Origin of the sequence: Pseudomonas sp. OA65 (genome assembly GCF_017498305.1) — a bacterium.
Taxonomy (GTDB): Bacteria; Pseudomonadota; Gammaproteobacteria; order Pseudomonadales; family Pseudomonadaceae; genus Aquipseudomonas; species Aquipseudomonas zanjanensis.
On sequence record NZ_JAGDEZ010000007.1, the window covers coordinates 155,087 to 168,119 of the forward strand.

The 13,033-nt window shown below is 58.5% G+C and carries 13 protein-coding genes; 9 read left to right on the forward strand and 4 right to left on the reverse strand.

All coding sequences use genetic code 11. The annotated features are described in order from the left end of the window. Positions 1-19: 19 nt before the first annotated feature. Genes potA through J3361_RS08500 form a run of 3 tightly spaced genes read left to right on the forward strand, consistent with a single transcriptional unit; the run spans position 20 to position 2,963 of the window. The gene (gene potA, locus J3361_RS08490; RefSeq protein ID WP_030138093.1) at positions 20-1,162 is read left to right on the forward strand and encodes a polyamine ABC transporter ATP-binding protein; all 1,143 of its coding nucleotides are present in this window, start codon (positions 20-22) and stop codon (positions 1,160-1,162) included. Continuing rightward, the gene (locus J3361_RS08495) at positions 1,159-2,079 is read left to right on the forward strand and encodes an ABC transporter permease subunit (protein ID WP_207963881.1); all 921 of its coding nucleotides are present in this window, start codon (positions 1,159-1,161) and stop codon (positions 2,077-2,079) included. The genes potA and J3361_RS08495 overlap by 4 nt, the downstream gene beginning before the upstream one ends. Further along, positions 2,076-2,963, forward strand: coding sequence for an ABC transporter permease subunit (locus J3361_RS08500; protein ID WP_207963882.1), 888 nt, complete (start codon positions 2,076-2,078; stop codon positions 2,961-2,963). Before J3361_RS08495 ends, J3361_RS08500 begins: the two co-directional genes overlap by 4 nt. Positions 2,964-3,328: 365 nt before the next feature. Here J3361_RS08500 and J3361_RS08505 read toward each other — a convergent pair whose 3' ends face one another. Further along, on the reverse strand, positions 3,329-3,670 hold the full coding sequence (locus tag J3361_RS08505) for a carboxymuconolactone decarboxylase family protein (protein WP_014340738.1): 342 nt from the start codon (positions 3,668-3,670) through the stop codon (positions 3,329-3,331). Between the two features lie 102 nt (positions 3,671-3,772). Then, complete coding sequence (locus tag J3361_RS08510; protein WP_207963884.1) at positions 3,773-6,178, reverse strand: penicillin acylase family protein; 2,406 nt, start codon at positions 6,176-6,178, stop codon at positions 3,773-3,775. Positions 6,179-6,433: 255 nt separating this feature from the next. On the opposite strand from J3361_RS08510, the gene J3361_RS08515 reads away from it, so the two are divergent. The 3 genes from J3361_RS08515 to J3361_RS08525 are packed head-to-tail and all read left to right on the forward strand — an operon-like array spanning position 6,434 to position 9,180. Next, positions 6,434-7,150, forward strand: a complete 717-nt coding sequence (locus tag J3361_RS08515) for a hypothetical protein (protein ID WP_207963886.1) — start codon at positions 6,434-6,436, stop codon at positions 7,148-7,150. After that, positions 7,143-8,132, forward strand: a complete 990-nt coding sequence (locus tag J3361_RS08520; RefSeq protein ID WP_207963887.1) for a KpsF/GutQ family sugar-phosphate isomerase — start codon at positions 7,143-7,145, stop codon at positions 8,130-8,132. The genes J3361_RS08515 and J3361_RS08520 overlap by 8 nt, the downstream gene beginning before the upstream one ends. A gap of 31 nt (positions 8,133-8,163) precedes the next feature. Then, positions 8,164-9,180, forward strand: a complete 1,017-nt coding sequence (locus J3361_RS08525) for an AEC family transporter (protein WP_207963888.1) — start codon at positions 8,164-8,166, stop codon at positions 9,178-9,180. Between the two features lie 27 nt (positions 9,181-9,207). On the opposite strand, the gene J3361_RS08530 is transcribed toward J3361_RS08525, so the two are convergent. Beyond that, entirely contained in the window at positions 9,208-9,783 is a 576-nt protein-coding gene (locus tag J3361_RS08530) for a DUF6436 domain-containing protein (protein ID WP_207963889.1), read from the reverse strand. A gap of 108 nt (positions 9,784-9,891) precedes the next feature. On the opposite strand from J3361_RS08530, the gene J3361_RS08535 reads away from it, so the two are divergent. After that, positions 9,892-10,839 carry an alpha/beta hydrolase gene (locus J3361_RS08535; protein ID WP_207963890.1) on the forward strand — a complete coding sequence of 316 codons (948 nt, stop codon included), beginning with the start codon at positions 9,892-9,894 and terminating at the stop codon, positions 10,837-10,839. A 128-nt stretch (positions 10,840-10,967) separates the two neighbouring features. Here the strand turns inward: J3361_RS08535 and J3361_RS08540 are convergent, their stop codons facing one another. Next, a complete protein-coding gene (locus tag J3361_RS08540) occupies positions 10,968-11,711 on the reverse strand; it encodes a DUF2059 domain-containing protein (protein ID WP_207963891.1) in 744 nt (247 codons plus the stop codon). Positions 11,712-11,851: 140 nt separating this feature from the next. On the opposite strand from J3361_RS08540, the gene J3361_RS08545 reads away from it, so the two are divergent. Both J3361_RS08545 and J3361_RS08550 read left to right on the forward strand, forming a co-directional pair. After that, on the forward strand, positions 11,852-12,484 hold the full coding sequence (locus tag J3361_RS08545) for a 2OG-Fe(II) oxygenase (RefSeq protein WP_207963892.1): 633 nt from the start codon (positions 11,852-11,854) through the stop codon (positions 12,482-12,484). A gap of 2 nt (positions 12,485-12,486) precedes the next feature. Further along, a complete protein-coding gene (locus tag J3361_RS08550) occupies positions 12,487-12,978 on the forward strand; it encodes a DUF523 domain-containing protein (protein ID WP_207963893.1) in 492 nt (163 codons plus the stop codon). The last annotated feature ends 55 nt before the right edge of the window (positions 12,979-13,033 follow it).

Sequence of the window (13,033 nt, forward strand, 5' to 3'; positions counted from 1 at the left end):
TTCTGTGGGAGTTTCGTAAATGGCAGTTGCCTCCGGCGCCTATAAGAAAGCCCTCGAGGGCGACCAGACACCCAAGCAGGTGCTGGTCAAAATCGACCGGGTCACGAAGAAGTTCGACGAGACGATTGCCGTGGACGATGTGTCCCTGGAAATCAAGAAAGGCGAGATCTTCGCCTTGCTCGGCGGTTCGGGATCGGGCAAATCCACCTTGCTGCGCATGCTGGCCGGTTTCGAGCGGCCCACCGAGGGACGGATTTTCCTCGACGGCGTGGACATCACCGACATGCCGCCCTACGAGCGGCCGATCAACATGATGTTCCAGTCCTACGCCCTGTTCCCGCACATGACCGTGGCGCAGAACATCGCCTTCGGCCTGCAACAGGACAAGATTCCGAAAGCCGAGATCGATGCCCGCGTGGCGGAGATGCTCAAGCTGGTGCAGATGAGCCAGTACGCCAAGCGCAAGCCGCACCAACTGTCTGGCGGCCAGCGCCAGCGTGTGGCCCTGGCCCGTTCCCTGGCCAAGCGGCCGAAGCTGTTGCTGCTCGACGAGCCGATGGGCGCCCTGGACAAGAAGCTGCGTTCGCAAATGCAGCTTGAACTGGTGGAGATCATCGAGCGGGTCGGCGTGACCTGCGTCATGGTGACCCACGACCAGGAAGAGGCCATGACCATGGCCGAACGCATCGCGATCATGCACCTGGGTTGGATCGCCCAGATCGGCAGCCCGATCGACATCTACGAGACCCCGACCAGCCGGCTGGTCTGCGAGTTCATCGGCAACGTCAACATCTTCGAGACCGAAGTGGTGGACGACGCCGAAGGTCACGCGGTGCTGACCTGCAAGGACCTGGATCGCAGCATCTACGTCGGCCACGGCATCAGCACCTCGGTGCAGGACAAGTCCGTGACCTACGCCATTCGCCCGGAAAAACTGCTGGTCACCTCCGAGCAGCCGACCTGCGAGCACAACTGGTCCAGCGGCAAGGTCCATGACATCGCCTACCTGGGCGGTCACTCGGTGTTCTATGTCGAGCTGCCGAGCGGCAAGCTCGTGCAATCCTTCGTCGCCAACGCCGAACGCCGTGGCCAGCGCCCGACCTGGGGCGACCAGGTGTTCGTCTGGTGGGAAGACGACAGCGGCGTGGTGCTTCGCTCATGAACATGCGCAAACTCAAACGCCGACTCGATCGAATAACGCCCGGTGGCCGCCAACTGGTCATCGGGGTGCCCTTCATCTGGCTGTTCCTGTTCTTCATGCTGCCGTTCTTCATCGTCCTGAAGATCAGCTTCGCCGAAGCCGACGTGGCGATCCCGCCGTACACCGAGATCTACAGCTACGTCGACCAGAAATTGCAGGTGCTGCTCAACCTCGCCAACTACGTGTTGCTGAGCGAGGATGATCTGTACATCGCCGCCTACCTCGGCTCGCTGAAGATGGCCCTGATCAGCACCGCCCTGTGCCTGCTGATCGGTTACCCGATGGCCTACGGCATCGCCAACGCCCGCAAAGAGATGCAGACGGTGCTGGTGCTGCTGATCATGATGCCGACCTGGACCGCGATCCTGATTCGCGTCTATGCGTGGATGGGCATCCTCAGCAACAACGGCTTGCTCAACGGCTTTCTGATGAGCATGGGCTGGATCAGCGAACCGCTGCAGATTCTCAACACCAACCTGGCGGTGTATATCGGGGTCGTCTACTCCTATCTGCCGTTCATGATCCTGCCGTTGTACGCCAACCTGGTGAAGCATGACGCCAGCCTGCTGGAAGCCGCGTCGGACCTGGGTTCGAGCACGTTCAACAGCTTCTGGAAAATCACCGTGCCGCTGTCCAAGAACGGCATCATCGCAGGCTGCATGCTGGTGTTCATCCCGGTGGTGGGCGAGTTCGTGATCCCGGAACTGCTGGGTGGCCCGGAAACCCTGATGATCGGCAAAGTGCTGTGGCAGGAATTCTTCAATAACCGAGACTGGCCGGTGGCGTCCGCCCTGGCGGTGGTGATGCTGGCGATCCTGATCGTGCCCATCATCCTGTTCAACCGCAGTCAGGCCAAAGAAATGGAGGGCAAGGAATGAAGCGCTTCAGTTTTTCAAGCCTGATGCTGGTGCTGGGTTTGCTGTTCATCTACGCGCCGATGCTGATTCTGGTGATCTACTCGTTCAACGCCTCGAAACTGGTGACGGTGTGGGGCGGCTGGTCGGTCAAGTGGTACGTCGGTCTGCTGGACAACAGCCAGTTGATGGGCTCGGTGATGCGCTCGCTGGAAATCGCCTGCTACACGGCGATTGCCGCGGTGGCCTTGGGAACGCTGGCGGCCTTCGTGCTGACCCGCATCACCCACTTCAAGGGCCGCACGCTGTTCGGCGGCCTGGTCACCGCGCCGTTGGTGATGCCGGAAGTGATCACCGGCCTGTCGCTGTTGCTGCTGTTCGTGGCCATGGCGCAGATGATCGGCTGGCCCCAGGAGCGTGGCATTGTCACGATCTGGATCGCCCACACCACGTTCTGCGCGGCCTATGTGGCGGTGGTGGTCTCGGCACGCTTGCGTGAGTTGGACCTGTCCATCGAAGAGGCGGCCATGGACCTCGGTGCGCGGCCATGGAAGGTGTTCTTCCTGATCACCATCCCGATGATCGCGCCATCGCTGGCGGCGGGGGGCATGATGTCCTTCGCGTTGTCCTTGGACGACCTGGTGCTGGCGAGCTTCGTCTCCGGTCCTGGTTCGACGACCTTGCCGATGGAAGTCTTCTCGGCCGTGCGTCTGGGGGTAAAACCGGAAATCAACGCCGTGGCGAGCCTGATCCTGCTGGCGGTGTCGCTGGTGACCTTCCTGGTCTGGTACTTCAGCCGCCGCGCCGAAGAAAATCGCAAGCGCGCGATCCAGCAAGCCATCGAAGAAAGCGCCGCCGACTCCTGGAAACAACCGGAAGTCCGCCGGGCCGAGACCGCGTCGGTCTGACCCGATACTGGCACCCAATGTGGGAGCGGCGGTTCGGCGCTCCGACTTGCTCGCGAAGACGGAGGTACATTCAACATTCATGTTGGCTGATACACCGCTTTCGCGAGCAAGCCCGCCCCCACAGGTGTTTTTGTCGCCTGCAAATCCATGGTCGGATATAGATCCCTTGTGGGAGCGAGCCTGCTCGCGAAGACGGCAGTACATTCAACACTTATGTTGGCTGATACACCGCCATCGCGAGCAGGCTCGCTCCCACAGGTGTTTTTTGTCGCCTGCAAAACCTCGGTCGAACGCAGATCCTTTGTGGGAGCGAGCTTGCTCCGGGCGGCGATCCGACGATAGCGGCCTGTGCGGTTATTCGCCCGTCACTTCTTCAACGCGTCATGAGCCTCCAGCGCACGCAGCGAGTAGATGTACGCCGCGCCCGCGTTGAGGGACACCGCGGTGGCCAGGGTGGCGGCGATTTCTTCGCGGGTGGCGCCGGCCTTGATGGCGGCGTCGGTGTGTACGCCGATGCAGCCGTCACAGCGGGTGGTGATGGCCACGGCGATGGAGATCAGTTCACGGGTCTTGGCATCGAGCACATTGTTCTCGGCCGCGGCTTCGTCCAGGGCCATGTAGGCCTTGACCATCTTCGGATTGCTTTTGCCCAGGGCGCCGAAGGCGCTCTTGATGGTGGGCAGCAGTTCGGACCAGTTATTGAACATAGCGTTGACTCCTGTGGAAGAGACGGGCAAGTGAGCCTTTGTAGTCTTGACCATCCGTGACGATCAAGCCCGGCTAACGATGAAAAAAGTCCTGCACCCCATTCAGGGCGCCCGGGCCGGCAACAGCTTCAAGGTGCCATGGGTATTGGCCGTCACTTCCTCTTCGGCCAGGTGCGCCTGGTGATACAGCCCCTCGATGTACGCCTCGGCCTGATCCTCGTAATGCTTGTCGAACGGCACACCGCTCTGGCCGACCGGGTTGATGGTGACGCTGTGGCTCGGGTCGGCGAAGTCGATGATGCGCCGGGTCGAAGGCCCGTAGGTCACCGGCCATGGTGCGGGACCGATCTTGGCGGAGAGGTTGTTGGGCACTTCGTGAGTGCCCGGCGCGGCGAACGGGCCAACGTTGAAGATCCGGTCCAGGGGCTTTTGCAGGCCCAGCGGGTGGCCGTGGGTCAGGGTGTGGGCCTTGCCCCATTGCCATCGCGTGGCATCGTCGCCGAAGGTGGCCTTCAAGTGGGCGAGGCTCTTGTCCCAGGCCTTTTTCACGGTGTCGGCACGGGTCTCGGTGCCGAGGGTGTTGCGGTCATCCCACCACGGTGAGTTCTCGGAAGCCGCCAAGCGTGGCAGGGCCGCGTCAATCACCCGGGTCGACAGGGCGGTTTCAAAGAACCCGTCGCCCAGTTCATCGTGCAGGGCGGCATCGGCCAGGTTGAACAGGAATTGGTTGAACAGCGTGGCGCTGAGGGAGTCCAGGGGATAATCGCCCGGCCATTGGGCCAATTGTTCCACCCATTTGCGCTCCTGCGGATCGCTGACCCCTTCACGCAGCACCGGCAACAGCGGCGCAAGCAGACGAGGGCCGTAGGCGGTGGTGGTGCCCAATTGCAGCTTCTGGGTGCTTTCCAGGTCCCACTTTGCCTGCTTGTCGCTGAGCTGCTGGTTGAGTTGCTGGCCACGGTCGGCGAGGTTGTAGTAGCCAGGGATCTCGATGCCGCTGGCCGACGCCGGTTGGAAATTGGCCGAGATGATGTAGCCCTGCGCCGGATTTTCTTCCTGCGGGTTGTTGCTGAACGGATAGAAACCTTCTTTTTCCGCCTCCGGGCTGCTGCCATCGAGAATGAAGCCAGGCTTCACGCCGGCGGGGCGCTTGGGCAATTGCGCAGCGGCCCACCAGCCGATGTCCCCTTTGGCGTTGGCCCACACCACGTTCAGCCCCGGCGCGTGGATCTTGGCCGAAGCGCCGCGGGCCTTGGCCAGGGTATCGGCGCGGTTGAGCTGGTAGAAGGCGTCGAGGATCGGGTTGCGACTCTCCAGGAACCCCCACCACATGGCGACCGGGGTCTTGCCGGCGTTGGCCCCAAGAGCATCGTTGACGATCGGGCCGTGGGGCGACTGGCGCAGCACCAGCGTCACCGGCGCCTGGCCCTTGACCGCGATCTGCTGTTCGCTGCGGGTCATGTCCACCCATTGGTCGCGATACCAGACCTGCTCGGGATTGTCCGGGTTGACCTTCTCGGCGATCAGGTCCAGGTCATCGTTCTGGAACATGGTGACGCTCCAGCCGAAATCCTTGTTCATGCCCAGCGTCGCAAAGGGCAGCAGTGCCTGGTAATGCCCGTAGAGCTCAAAGCCGGGGGCCGACAAGTGCGCCTCGTACCACACCGATGGCGTGGAAAAACGAATGTGCGGGTCGCCCGCCAGCAACGGCTTGCCGCTACGGGTACGGCTGCCGGCGACGGCCCAGGCGTTGCTGCCCTCAAACTGCGACAGGCCATTATCCGCCAGGGCCTGCTCGCTCAGGCGGGCCAGGGCGTTGAGGTCCTTCCAGTCAGCGGCGGCCAGGGGCAGGCCGGCCTTGCGCCCTTCGGTCAGCGCGCCTTGGGGCTGCCAGTCGAGGTCGAAGATGCTCAAGTATTCGGCGCCCAGTTGATCGCGCACGTAGGTCAGCAGCGGTTCGGTGCGAAAGGCCGCGGCGAAGCTGTAGGCCATGTAGCCGGTGACGCTCACGGTGTCTTCGGCGGTGAAGGGGCGCTTGGGAATGCCCAGCACATCGAACTCCACGGGCCGGGTGTGGCTGTCCTGGTAGGCGTTGATCCCGTCCAGATAGGCCTGCATGGCGACCCAGGCCGGGGAGTGCGGGTCCTGCTCGGTCACGTAGGCCGCGGCGCGCTCGCGGATGCGCAGGCTGCGCATCAGCTTGTCGGTGTCCAGAAGCTTCGGCCCCAGCACCTCGGCCAGCTCGCCCCGGGCGAGGCGGCGCATGATCTCCATTTGGAACAGCCGGTCCTGGGCATGGACATAACCGAGGGCGCGGTACAGGTCGGTTTCGTTTTCGGCGCGGATATGCGGCACACCGCGCTCGTCGTAGCGCACCGTCACCGAGCCCTGCAGGCCTTGCACCTGCATCGTGCCTTGGCGGGTGGGCTGCTTGCTGTAGAGGTAGCCGCCCGCGACGATGATCGCGGTGACGATCAATGAGAGGAAGGCGATGAGGGTGCGTTTCATAAAAGTCCTTTTCCTAAATACCGATGGGTATCGATAAACAGCGTAGGGCATTGATCTTGAAAAAATAATAACCCGGTCAATAGCTCGATTCCTACTAAAAGAAGTTGGATGTAAGAGGTTTCCTTCGAGTTTTTGGGAATTGAACTACAAGAATCTCATTGCTGGAGGCGTGGGCAAGGCCTATAAAAGATACGAGTAGTTACATGTGTTTCACTTGTGTGAGGTGAATCTTGAGAAAACCGTAAGGAGGTGGGTATGTCCGAACTCATGGAGTATATTTCTCAAAAAGTAACAGGCGCTGAACTGGTGAGTGATCCGTTCAGTTTTTTTGAAGTAAAGGACTTTGTTCCAGCAGAATTGTACAGAGAGTTTATTTCCAGCTTGCCAGCGTTGGATTTATACAAGCCGTTGATGCATAAAAGCACCTTGAGAAATGGGAGTTCGACGCGTTTTGAATTGCCTTTGTCTCTGGAAGGAATTTCGATTGATCTTGGTAAGGTTTTTTCGAGGTCTAAAGTTGCTATTGATATTGTTGAGCTTTTTTGCAGTGAACCATTCAAGCGTCTTTTGCTGGGAAAGTTTGGCTCTGATCTTGATGTGACACCTTATCCGCATTTGTATAAAGATTTTGCCGGTTTTGATTTGCCTCCGCATACGGATATCGTTGAAAAGGCAATGACATTCGGATGGTATTTGCCAGAAAGTGCGAATTATAAAGATTCAGGGCTTGGGCTGTTTGTAAAAAGCGAAAGTGGCTTTGAAGAATTCAGAAAAATTCCTTATGAGCCTAATGTGGCATTCGCTTTTTTGAGATCAGACGATAGCTGGCATGGCGCTACACACCATCCCAGTGTTTCTTATGAGAGAAATAGTCTTTTCGTGACATTTTACCGAAGAAGTCATTACAGGGATGGCGCGCTGTTGGTCAACGATCCAAATGTCGACCGTCAGGAGATAAGAATTCATGAATGATAAGTTGTTGTCGGAAACAGGGTCTGACAGGCATCTACTAACCTTGGGGAGAGAGGTGTTGATCAGTGAGGGGCGGGCACTGATAAAGCTTTCCGATGAGTTGGAGGGTAACGGTTTTGTCGATGTCGTTCGACTTATATTGGCCTGCAAGGGGCACGTGGTGATTCTAGGTGTTGGAAAAAGTGGCCATGTCGGTAAGAAAATTGCGGCAAGTCTAGCCTCTACGGGGACGCCCAGCTTTTTTATACACCCATCCGAGGCTAAGCATGGGGACTTGGGCATGATTACGGCGCATGACCTCGCAGTACTAATATCTTATAGCGGTAGAAGTGAGGAGGTTTTGTCGCTGCTTCCCTATCTTCATGATTTAGGTGTAAGTACCGTAGCTTTGACAAATTTTTCAAACTCGGAATTGGCATGTAGAACACATGCGCATGTGGCGTTGAAAATTGATAGGGAAGCCTGTCCATATAATCTGGCGCCAACCGTAAGCTCTAGTGCCACATTAGGCGTTGGAGATGCGATTGCTATGGCGCTGATGAAAATTAAGCGCTTCACGAAGGAAGAGTTCTCAAGAAATCATCCCGCCGGAAATCTAGGCAAGGTGCTGACGGTGAAAATTCGTGACGTGATGGTGAGGGGGGATAAAGTCCCTGCGCTACCGCCTGATACATTGTTCTTGGATGCGGTTAGTTATATGGCGAATAAGCGCCTTGGATTTGTCGTCGTGGTAGATACCTTCTCTCGGCCTTTGGGAGTGTTTACAGATGGAGATATGGCTCGAGTGTTCAAGGGGAATGATAGTGTTGCTGGTCTTAAAATTTCGGATGTTATGGAGGTTAATTTAAGATGCGTGCATGAGGGCAAGCTGATTGCAGACTGTATAGGTGTTGGTGTATCTGCAATTCTGGTTGTTGACCATAAGGGAAAGCTTTTAGGTGTTTCGCACAAGCATGATCTTGTCGCGTCTATTGCTTTGTAAGTTGTCGGAAGAATAATGGCTTTTATTGGGTGTGTTCGTTCGTTTGGTTGTTGCTGAACGGCAGGGTGGACTACTTATGTTGATGTTGTCGCTGAGCTCAACGTTGTCAATATTTGTTTTGATATTGTTAGGTTGTTTGCTTTCGTTTGCTGGTCTCGTGCGTCGCGGTGCTGATGAAGTACTGAGCGGCTATGTTTTTTATGTTGCGCTCCCCGTAGAGATTTTTTTAACGACACTGAAGTCCGATTACACGCCAGACGTCAATGTAAATGCTTATGTTCAGGCGTATGGTTTGGGTGTTTTTGTATTGTGGATCCTGATTTTTATCATATATAAAGTTTGCCTGAAGAAGAGCCTGGTGGAGGTGGGTTTGAATTTTATTGCTATTGGGCAAACCAACACCGCTTTTTTAGCAGTGCCTATCTTCATATTGCTGTTGGGAGACTCGGCTTTGGTTGTGCCAATAATTATTTTTCAGTCCGTTGTTCTTACGAGCATTTCGGTATTTGTCATGGAGGTTTCCTCTTTTTCGCAAATTGGTTCTTTGAGCGCTTTTCTAAAGAAAGCCCTGCTGATCGTGTTCAAAAATCCATTGATCATTTCCGCGTTGACGGGGTCGCTCATTTCGCAAATTAAGCTCCCGCACATGATCGATACAGATTTTTTTATCATCGAGAGCATGGATATGATTGCTGATACCGCGGCGCCTATTGCACTAATAGCATTGGGTACTTCGTTCTATGCTGGTCGCGTGACGTCAACCATGAGAAACGACTGTAATGAAATAGTGCTGGGTGTATTTATAAAGAATTTTTTGCACCCCGCGATTTCTTTCGTGGTGGGACAGTACATTTTTGGATTGTCTGGATTGCTGTTGTTTGCATTGATATTGATATCGGCAATGCCTTCTCCAAAAAATACTTTCATCTTTGCGCAAGCCTATGGTGTGTCGGTGCAGAAGTTTAATTTAATTCTTCTGGCTACCACGGGGGTTTCTTTTTTTGTGGTCAATGTGGCTAGCTATTTTTTTCTTCCTGATGTGGCATGAAGTTTGATTCGGTTTTTCAGTCGTTCTTCATTTCGACATTGCCCAAGGACAATAGCAACCCACCGCCATCGTGTGGGTTGCATTGACCGCCCGCCCGCCGCTCAACGCCTCCAGAATCGGCTCGATGAAGCTGTTGCTCGAATTACAGGTCAGGCCTTCGCTGTACGGGCCGAAGTACGCCAATTGGCCGCTGCGATCCCAGATCGCCACGGCCGGGCTGGCGGGGATCTGGCTGGAGCCGGGCAGGCTTCGGAGCGGCTTGAGGCTGTTCAGGGTGGCCGGTAACTGACCGTGGCTGCCGGGCTTTTGTACCGCATAGAACTCGACGCCTTGCGGTACGTATTTATCCACCAGTTCAGAGAGGTGCTGCTGATTGCCGACGTTGCACGGGCACGCCGGGTCCCAGAAATGCACCAGGCGGATCGCGCCGGGGCCGGCCAGGTCGGCGGGCAGGCGCAGAGGGTCGCCGGAAAATATCGCGGTGTGTTGGCTGAAGGCCCGCAGGAAACGGCCCTGGAACCAGTCGTAGGCCACCCACAATACGATGGCGCATCCGAGGGCGAGCAGGCTGGAAAGCAAGGTCGTGCGGTGGGACGGGCGCATGGAGTTGATCCTCTGAGGCCGCGTAGCTTGCCATGCTTGCCGCGACAGATGAATATCGCAGGCCTGTAAAGTCCGTTTTGCGCGCTGCGCCCTTGTCTGGAAGCCTTGATGCCTGCCACTTTCGATCCCGATCTCCTGCGTGCCAGCCTGCAACCGTTGGCCCAGTGGCAAGCCCTGTCCGAGCAAGCCCGGGCCTACCAGCGGTTCTATGGGCTGGATTTCCCCCAGCGCAGTGTGCGCAAGGGATTAGGGCGTTTCGAGGTGGGCGGGTATGAAGTGGTCAGCCAGGTCTGGTGGCCGGAAAAAGCCGTGGCGACGATGTTTGTGTTCCACGGTTACTACGATCACATGGGGCTGTACCGGCACTTGATCGAGTGGGCCTTGGAGCAGAAATTCGCGGTGATCGCCTGCGACCTGCCGGGCCATGGCCTGTCCAGCGGCGAACGCGCCAGCATCGGCGATTTCGCCGAGTACCAGGCCACCTTGCAGGGCCTGTTGGCCGAGGCCGCGACGCTGGACCTGCCGCAACCCTGGCACTTGTGTGGGCAAAGCACCGGCGGTGCGATTGTGGTCGATCATGTGCTAAACCACGGCACGCAAAGCCCGGCCCAGGGGCAGGTTATCCTGCTGTCACCGTTGGTGCGGCCGCGGGCCTGGGGCTGGTCGCGCCTGAGTTATTACCTGCTCAAGCCTTTCGTGAGCGGTATCGCCCGGCGTTTCAGCGAGAACTCCACCGACCCCCAGTTCCTGCCTTTCCTGCAAGCCGACCCGCTGCAACCGCTGCGCCTGCCCACCGCCTGGGTGGGCGCATTGGGGCAATGGATCAAGCGTATCGAAGCCGCCCCGAGCAGCCCACGCCAGCCCTTGATCGTGCAGGGGCAGGCGGACATGACGGTGGATTGGGTGCACAACCTGAACGTGCTGCGCAGCAAGTTCGACCGGCCGCAGGTGTTGATGTTGCCTGAAGGGCGGCATCACTTGGCGAACGAGGCGCTGGCGATGCGGCAGGAGATGTTTGGGTTCTTGAGCAAGCGGATGAGCCGGATCCGGCGGTGACTGGGCTATTGCCATCGCGAGCAGGCTCGCTCCCACTTGGATCTTGGTCGATCAAAAAACCTGGGTTCACCCAAATACCCTGTGGGAGCGAGCCTGCTCGCGATAGCGGTCTTGAGGACACTGAAGAACTACTGCCCGAGCTCCTGCCCCACCGCCAACCCCGCCCGAATCGCCGCCAGGGCCGCTTGATAATAAGCCTGTCCCTCGGTCGATTCGGCGAAGGTGGCGAATTCTTCCAGCTCGGTGTCCGTCAGGTCACGGTAGACGTACAGCAGCGTGTTGTTCAGGTCCGCGCCGATCTGTTCCATCAGTCGCTGGCGCTGGCCGTTGAGCATGCCCTGGGCCTGGCCGGCACCCAAGAGTCCCGGGATCATCGAGCTCAGGCTGTCGGCCGCCACGCCGGCGATCGCCAGGCTGACTTCGGCGCCGGCTTCGCGGGCGGGCAGGGCCTGGGCCAGGTGGCCGATGATCAACAGGCGGTTGTCGCTGGCTTGCATCTTCGGCAGGCCCTTGGCGTTTTTCGCCAATTGATCGCGCCGGGTTGCCAGCAATTCGGCGGCCACGACTTTGCGGCCCAAAGGCGATTGGAAGAAGCCCAGGGCCGGCTGAGGATCGCGAAGATGCTTGCGCATTTGCGCCTCGGCCCGCTGGTCCATGGCCTGGGGGGCGAAGCGTTGATTGCTGTTGTTCACCAGGGCCTGGAACACCGCCGGCGGCAGGCTGCTCTGGTAGCGCTGCTGAGCGGCGCTCAAGGCATCGCTGAAATGCGCCCGTTGTTCCGGCCAGCCGGCGACCTTGTACAACTGGTCGTAGCTGTCTGCCCAGGCGGGCAAAACGCAGAACATCAACAGTGAGAAAAGCAAACGGCGCATAGGGACTCCTGTCAGCAGCCGACTATTCTCCGTGGGGTGTGGGGTCTTGTCGAGAATTCGTATCAAGTTCGTACGAAGGCGCTGTTCGACACCGCGAACCCGCTGCGTGGCGCTGTCGGTTTTGCAGGCGCCGGCATACTATGCGCGCCATGCAAATACCTTATGATCACCCTCTGCTGTTACGTATCGTCGACGACCTGGCCGAGCGCGGCTGGTCGCAGCAGAACCTCTTCCTGCCGGACGCGCTGACCCGCGCCCTGGCGGCCGAATGCCGTCAGCGTGCTGCCGAGGGCGAGCTGGCTCCGGCTGCGGTCGGGCGGGGGCCTTTCTCGGAGATCCGCGAAGGGATCCGGGGTGATCGCATCCAGTGGATCGAACCTGGCCAGGCGCAAGCCTGCGACCAATACCTGACGCTGATGGACAGCCTGCGCGAGGCGATGAATCGTGGGTTGTTCCTCGGCTTGGAAGATTTCGAAAGTCACTTTGCCCTCTATCCACCCGGCGCGTTCTACCTCAAGCACGTCGACCGCTTTCGCGACGACGACCGGCGCATGGTCTCGGCGGTGCTCTACCTCAACGACGATTGGCTGCCGGAACACGGCGGTCAGTTGCGCATGTACCTGGACGAGGACATGGAGCGTGACGTGGTGCCCATCGGCGGTTGCCTGGTGGTGTTCCTCTCGGGAAACATCCCCCACGAAGTGCTGCCGGCCACGCGCGATCGGCTGTCCTTGACCGGTTGGTTCCGCCGTCGCGGTAACGAGTTGTTTTGACGATGGAAAAAATCCTGGTCAGTCGCTGCCTGCTCGGCCATCGCGTGCGCTACGACGGTGGTGCCAGCGGGCCGTTCGATCAACTTCAGCAATGGCTCGACGAAGGTCGGGTCGTGCCGCTGTGTCCGGAAGTCGCCGGCGGCTTGCCCACCCCTCGGGCGGCGGCGGAGATTCCTGGCGGGCAGGGCGGGCAAGTGCTCGACGGCGAGGCAGCGGTGATCACCACCGATGGCGAGGATGTGAGCACGCAGTTTTTGTCAGGCGCCTATCAAGCGCTGGAACAGGTGCGAGTACACGGCATCCGCATCGCCGTGCTCAAGGCCAACAGCCCGTCATGCGGCAACCTGCTGACCTATGACGGGACGTTCAGTGGAGTGAAGGTCAGTGGCAAAGGCGTGACGGCGGCATTGCTCAAGCGCCATGGGGTGCGGGTGTTCAGTGAGTTGGAGTTGCCCGAAGCGGCGGCGGCCCTGAAGGCCTTGAGCAACGAATAACCTTGAGCGGCGCAGTTCTCTGCGGCAAGGAACTCTCTGTGGGAGCAAGGCTTGC

What these genes read in the sequence shown, in the direction of transcription:
- potA (WP_030138093.1), top strand. Translation starts at nt 20, where the DNA reads ATGGCAGTTGCCTCCGGCGCCTATAAGAAAGCCCTCGAGGGCGACCAG.
- J3361_RS08495 (WP_207963881.1), top strand. Translation starts at nt 1,159, where the DNA reads ATGAACATGCGCAAACTCAAACGCCGACTCGATCGAATAACGCCCGGT.
- J3361_RS08500 (WP_207963882.1), top strand. Translation starts at nt 2,076, where the DNA reads ATGAAGCGCTTCAGTTTTTCAAGCCTGATGCTGGTGCTGGGTTTGCTG.
- J3361_RS08505 (WP_014340738.1), bottom strand. Translation starts at nt 3,670, where the DNA reads ATGTTCAATAACTGGTCCGAACTGCTGCCCACCATCAAGAGCGCCTTC.
- J3361_RS08510 (WP_207963884.1), bottom strand. Translation starts at nt 6,178, where the DNA reads ATGAAACGCACCCTCATCGCCTTCCTCTCATTGATCGTCACCGCGATC.
- J3361_RS08515 (WP_207963886.1), top strand. Translation starts at nt 6,434, where the DNA reads ATGTCCGAACTCATGGAGTATATTTCTCAAAAAGTAACAGGCGCTGAA.
- J3361_RS08520 (WP_207963887.1), top strand. Translation starts at nt 7,143, where the DNA reads ATGAATGATAAGTTGTTGTCGGAAACAGGGTCTGACAGGCATCTACTA.
- J3361_RS08530 (WP_207963889.1), bottom strand. Translation starts at nt 9,783, where the DNA reads ATGCGCCCGTCCCACCGCACGACCTTGCTTTCCAGCCTGCTCGCCCTC.
- J3361_RS08535 (WP_207963890.1), top strand. Translation starts at nt 9,892, where the DNA reads ATGCCTGCCACTTTCGATCCCGATCTCCTGCGTGCCAGCCTGCAACCG.
- J3361_RS08540 (WP_207963891.1), bottom strand. Translation starts at nt 11,711, where the DNA reads ATGCGCCGTTTGCTTTTCTCACTGTTGATGTTCTGCGTTTTGCCCGCC.
- J3361_RS08545 (WP_207963892.1), top strand. Translation starts at nt 11,852, where the DNA reads ATGCGCGCCATGCAAATACCTTATGATCACCCTCTGCTGTTACGTATC.
- J3361_RS08550 (WP_207963893.1), top strand. Translation starts at nt 12,487, where the DNA reads ATGGAAAAAATCCTGGTCAGTCGCTGCCTGCTCGGCCATCGCGTGCGC.